This window comes from Sphingopyxis sp. LC81, assembly GCF_000756375.1.
Taxonomy (GTDB): domain Bacteria; phylum Pseudomonadota; class Alphaproteobacteria; order Sphingomonadales; family Sphingomonadaceae; genus Sphingopyxis.
In genome coordinates this window covers 1-1,524 of sequence record NZ_JNFD01000031.1, presented here as the reverse complement: position 1 = coordinate 1,524, position 1,524 = coordinate 1, and the positions used below count along the sequence as shown (strand labels likewise).

Sequence of the window (1,524 nt, the reverse complement as noted above, 5' to 3'; positions counted from 1 at the left end):
GTGTCCGTCGTCAGAACATTTGGCACAACTCGCGGCGTAAATTAGCGGAGTGCGGGCCTCGTCCTGGGGTTAATGTTAGGCGGCGAGCTTGCGGTGTTGCAAGCGCCGATATTCGATGGTCTGTCGCTTGATCCTTTCGCGCTGTTTGATGATTGCCGAAGCCCTGCCGAAGTAGGCGTCGGCGGGTGTCACGTTGTTCAGGCTCTCATGGTAGCGCTGGTTGTTGTAGTGCTCGACGAACGCCTCGATCCGAGCCTCGAGATCGCCGGGCAGGAAGTAGTTTTCCAGCAGGATGCGGTTTTTGAGGGTCTGGTGCCAGCGTTCGATCTTGCCCTGCGTTTGCGGATGCATCGGAGCGCCGCGGACATGGCTCATGTTTTGAGCTTCGATATATTCGGCCAGCTCGCCGGCGATGTAGCTGGGACCATTGTCGCTAAGCAGCCTGGGCTTGTGCTGCACGGTGGCGCTGTCGCAGCCTGACGCCGCGAGCGCCATGTCCAGCGTGTCGGTGACGTCCTCGGCCCGCATGTTGGTACACAGCTTCCAGGCGATGATGTAGCGCGAGAAGTCGTCGAGCACGGTCGACAGATACATCCAGCCCCAACCGATGATCTTGAAGTAGGTGAAGTCGGTCTGCCACATCTCGTTCACCCGCGTGGTCTTGGTGTGGAACTGATCGGCCGCCTTGATCACGACATAGGCAGGGCTGGTGATCAGGTCATGGGCCTTCAACAGCCGGTAAACCGTGGCTTCGGACACGAAGTAGCGCTTCTCGTCGGTGAAGCGCACCGCCAGTTCGCGCGGTGACAGCTCGCTGTAATCCAGCGCCAGTTCGATGATCTGGTCATGGATGTCAGGCGGGATACGGTTCCACACCCTGCTCGGCGCCGATGGTCGATCTTCCAGCGCCTCCGGACCGCCTTCGAGGAAGCGATCATACCAGCGGTAGAACGTCCGGCGGGCGATGCCGAGCTGGTCCAGCGTGTGCTTGGCGGGCAGGTGCGACTGCTCGACGATCCGGATGATCTCGAGCTTCTCCGATGCAGGGTACCTCATTCGTCGTCGCCCCCATCCGCGATCATGCTTTTTTTAAGTAGGCGGTTTTCCAGGGTGAGGTCGGCCACGCATTCCTTCAATGCCCGGGCTTCGCGGCGCAGGTCCTGGACCTCGCCGGTGGTCGCGGCACGGGCGGTGTCGCCGGCCAGGCGGCGCTTGCCAGCTTCCATGAACTCCTTCGACCAGGTGTAATAAAGGCTCTGCGCGATACCTTCCTTGCGGCACAGCTCGGCGATGCTGTCTTCCCCGCGCAGGCCATCCAACACGATGCGGATCTTGTCCTCGGCCGAAAAGTGGCGCCGGGTCTGCCGCCGGATGTCCTTCACTACCCGCTCTGCGGAGGCCTTGGCGGGCGATTTTACATTGGAGGATCTGGGCTTCATCTTCGTTCCTTCGTCACTACGACGAAGCCCAGATCCTCCTTAAATCACAACCTCAAATCTGTGCCATTGGTGCTGACGGCGGACA

Annotated in this window: 1 protein-coding gene; it reads right to left on the bottom strand. The window is 60.6% G+C overall.

Annotated elements, in window-relative coordinates; genetic code table 11:
* Positions 1-75: 75 nt before the first annotated feature.
* Positions 76-1,439, bottom strand: a protein-coding gene (locus FG91_RS15415) for an IS3 family transposase (RefSeq protein ID WP_409581491.1) whose coding sequence is annotated in 2 segments (ribosomal slippage) — positions 76-1,089 and positions 1,092-1,439 — 1,362 coding nt in all. Because the reading frame shifts where the segments join, the coding sequence is not laid out codon by codon here.
* Between the last annotated feature and the right edge of the window lie 85 nt (positions 1,440-1,524).